Here is a 3,919-nt window from a genome sequence, read left to right as displayed (position 1 = left end):
ATCGAGAAGTTAAACAAAATTGTGGTATTGAACGCTGTCAGGCTCGCACGAGCCGAGCGCAAAGAAATCATATTTTTCTCGCTATTTCTGCGTGGTTTGAACAACATAAACGTCGTATATCTGAAAAAATAACCCTTTATCAACAAAATTGGGACGTAATCAAAAATGCTATTGCTGAGCACATCCGTGTTTTATTAGCGTACCCAAATTAGTTTTGTGCGAAACTCGTGTTGGTATAGATTTTGCTTGCTAATAAGCAGTGCAAGATGATAGAAATGTTTCGTTATTGTTACATATACGCTAACTTAAAGTACACTTATAGTCTATACATGGAAATGGGTGCAGTGGATGATTTCTAAAAAAATTATAAGAGAGTAAATATTGTGCGCACACTAAATTTACTAATCGACGTTTTTTGGGTTTTCTTGTTTTCTCTGATTTTCATATTTATTGCGAGAAAAGTGGCAAAAAGATTTGGTCTAGTAGATGAACCTAATCATCGAAAAAAACACCAAGGAGAAATTCCTTTGGTTGGTGGTATTGCGGTTTTTTTTGGTATCTGTTTGGCATTCATGATTACGCCCGAATATATTCCTCATAAATGGTTGTATTTGATTTGTGCTGGGGTTTTGGTATTTGTTGGAGTATTGGATGATCGCTTTGATATTAGTGTTAAAATTCGAGCAACTATTCAAGCTATTGTTGCGTTGGTCATGATTTATTTTGCTGGTCTAACGTTAGATAACTTAGGTTATGCTTTTGGGCCATGGCATGTAACGTTGGGGCCTTTAAGCTATTTAATGACATTATTTGCTGTTTGGGGCGCAGTCAATGCTTTTAACATGGTTGATGGTATTGATGGTCTGCTTGGTGGACTTTCTTGTGTCTCCTTTGCTGCATTAGGCATTTTGCTTTATCAAAATGGTAATATGGCATTAGCTTTTTGGTGTTTTGCTGTTATTGCTGCCATTCTGCCTTATATATTCCTGAATTTAGGTTTATTAGGAAAGCGTTATAAAGTGTTTATGGGGGATGCGGGTAGTACATTAATTGGTTTTACTATTCTTTGGTTGCTATTGATGTCGACACAAGGTGAGCAACCTTCGATTAAACCAGTGACTGCCCTCTGGATTATTGCTATTCCTCTGATCGATATGATTGCCATTATGTATCGGCGTCTACGTAAAGGAATGAGTCCTTTTTCACCAGATAGACAACATATTCATCATTTAATTATGCGTTCAGGTTTTACCTCAAGTCAGGCTTTTATCTTGATTACAGTGTCGGCAGCTATTTTAGCTGCGGTAGGTATGATCGGTGAACGTTCAAATTTTATTCCTGAATGGGTGATGTTGGCATTATTTTTGCTTATATTTGCTATCTATGGCTACTGTATTAAACGTGCTTGGAAAGTGGCGCGTTTTGTGAAACGTGTTAAACGTCGGATGCAACGTATAGCAAAATAAATAAACAAATGTTTAAAGGAGTTTCATACCAGTGACAAAATCAGAAACACAACCCAAACCTAATTCTCACTCACAATCTCTTGAATATGAGTTAGATATTAGAAGTTTATTTTGTGCGTTATGGCAGGTAAAAATATGGATCATCTCTTTAGCATTTATTTTTGCAGCAGTTGCATTGATCATTTCTTATATGATGCAACAAAAATGGAGTGCTAATGCTGTCACTGATTTACCTACAGTTAATAATTTAGGTGCATATTATTCCCAGCAGCAATTTTTGCGAAATTTGGATTCGCATATTAATGAAACACAGGATAATCAGTTGCCAACAATTTCGAATCTGGTTTATCAAGAATTTACTACTCAAGTAGGTTCTTATGATACCCGGCGAGAGTTTTGGTTAAATAGTGATTACTATAAAACCCGCATGGAAGGAAATGCTAAGACTGATGCTGCATTACTTGATGAATTAATTGATGATATTCAATTCACTCCCCAAGATGATAATAAGATACTTCATGATAATGTAAAATTAGTTGCTGAAACGGCTACTGATGCAAACCGATTACTACGTGAATATATTTCTTTTGCTAACAAACGAGCTAGTTTTAATCTTAATGAACAGATTAAAGGCGCGTGGGCAGCAAAGGCACAGTCTTTAAAAGCATTAATTAAACGCCAGGAAATGGTCGCAAAGGCAAATTATGAACGGCGTTTAAATAACCTACAGCAATCGTTCAAAGTTGCGCAAAAGCAAGGTATTTCACGTAACAAAGTTGATGTTCCCATCGATCAGCTGCCTGATTCAGAAATGTTTCTATTAGGTACTTCATTATTACAAGCACAAATTGAAACATTACAGGCAACAGGGTCTAATTATGATGAAAGCTATGATCAAAATATAGCGATGTTAACGACATTAAATGTAGAACCTGCTCTCGAGAATAATTTTCAAACTTATCGCTATTTAAGAACACCAGAAGATCCCGTTAAACGTGATAGTCCTCGTCGAGCATTGATGATGGTCATTTGGGGAATGATTGGTGCCTTAAGTGGAATAGGTATTGTGTTGTTAAGGCGTAATACTTAATTATTTGCTAAACATATAGCAATAGAGGACTTCAACAAACTATTAATATGTTGAAGGTAAAATCATTATTGATGATACATCTCATTATTAGATGAGGTTAAAATAAAAAGAGAGTCACTGTGAAAGTGTTGACTGTGTTTGGTACTCGTCCTGAAGCCATAAAAATGGCTCCACTGGTACATGCTTTGACAAACGATAAGGCTTTTGAATCGAAAGTTTGCGTAACTGCTCAACATAGAGAAATGTTGGATCAGGTATTGCATCTTTTTGAGATAACACCTGATTATGATTTAGATATTATGACACCGGGACAAGATTTAACTGATATTACCTGTCGTATTCTTGAAGGAATGAAACCCGTATTGTTATCTTTTAAACCCGATGTGGTATTGGTTCATGGTGATACCGCTACCACGATGGCAACCAGCCTGGCTGCTTTTTATCAGCGTATTCTGGTTGGTCATGTTGAAGCAGGATTGCGTACTGGTAACTTATATTCTCCCTGGCCGGAAGAAGCCAATCGTAAAATTGCTAGCCATCTGGCAACATATCACTTTGCACCTACCGAGTATTCGCGAAAAAATTTACAGCATGAATCGATCCCTGCTAATCGTATTTTTGTTACTGGTAACACTGTAATCGATGCGTTGTTTTGGGTGCGTGATAAAGTTATTAATGATGCCACAATACGAGCAAGCCTTGCCGCGCAATACCCTTTTCTTGATCAAAATAAAAAGATGCTGCTGGTTACAGGGCATCGACGGGAAAGTTTTGGTAGCGGATTTGAACGTATTTGTCATGCATTAGCTGAAATTGCCAAAAATCATGCTGATGTTCAAGTTGTCTATCCGGTTCATCTTAATCCTAATGTTAGTGAACCAGTACAACGCATTTTGCAGGGTATTAATAATATAAACCTGATTGATCCACAGGATTATTTACCTTTTATTTATTTAATGAATAACGCTTATTTGATCCTGACAGATTCAGGGGGCATTCAAGAAGAGGGGCCAGCTTTAGGTAAGCCAGTATTAGTGATGCGTGATACTACTGAGCGACCTGAAGCGGTTGAAGCTGGTACGGTACGTTTAGTGGGTACGCAAACAGAAAATATTGTTCAAGCGGTAAAACAATTACTTACGGATGACCATGCTTATCAGAAAATGAGTCGGGCGCATAATCCTTATGGTGATGGTAAAGCATGCCAGCGAATTCTTGAAGCGTTGAAGACAAATCAGCAACTGTCTTGACCAACAAAATTACGTAGTAACCTGATGGTAGGATTCATCCCATTCTTCGTTCTTTCTGAGCATCGCATTCAGGATGGTCAACAGTTTGCGCATGCAGGCAACCAGAGCGACTT

3 protein-coding genes and 2 pseudogenes are annotated in these 3,919 nt (G+C 37.5%); 4 read left to right on the top strand and 1 reads right to left on the bottom strand.

Features of this window, described 5'->3' with window-relative positions; translation table 11 throughout:
* The 4 genes and pseudogenes from CBG25_RS12215 to wecB form a co-directional block, all read left to right on the top strand.
* Positions 1–212, top strand: a pseudogene (locus CBG25_RS12215) (hypothetical protein); the annotation flags it as partial.
* Between the two features lie 171 nt (positions 213–383).
* The gene (wecA, locus tag CBG25_RS12210) at positions 384–1,466 is read left to right on the top strand and encodes a UDP-N-acetylglucosamine--undecaprenyl-phosphate N-acetylglucosaminephosphotransferase (protein ID WP_290606926.1); all 1,083 of its coding nucleotides are present in this window, start codon (positions 384–386) and stop codon (positions 1,464–1,466) included.
* A gap of 31 nt (positions 1,467–1,497) precedes the next feature.
* The gene (gene wzzE, locus CBG25_RS12205; RefSeq protein ID WP_290606924.1) at positions 1,498–2,556 is read left to right on the top strand and encodes an ECA polysaccharide chain length modulation protein; all 1,059 of its coding nucleotides are present in this window, start codon (positions 1,498–1,500) and stop codon (positions 2,554–2,556) included.
* A 119-nt stretch (positions 2,557–2,675) separates the two neighbouring features.
* Entirely contained in the window at positions 2,676–3,806 is a 1,131-nt protein-coding gene (gene wecB / locus CBG25_RS12200; protein WP_290606922.1) for a UDP-N-acetylglucosamine 2-epimerase (non-hydrolyzing), read from the top strand.
* Between the two features lie 9 nt (positions 3,807–3,815).
* On the opposite strand, the pseudogene CBG25_RS12195 reads toward wecB, so the two are convergent.
* A pseudogene (locus CBG25_RS12195) lies at positions 3,816–3,919 on the bottom strand (IS110 family transposase); the annotation flags it as partial.

The organism is Arsenophonus sp. ENCA (assembly GCF_002287155.1).
In the GTDB taxonomy this organism is placed as follows: domain Bacteria; phylum Pseudomonadota; class Gammaproteobacteria; order Enterobacterales; family Enterobacteriaceae; genus Arsenophonus; species Arsenophonus nilaparvatae.
This window is presented reverse-complemented; position numbering and strand designations above follow the sequence as displayed.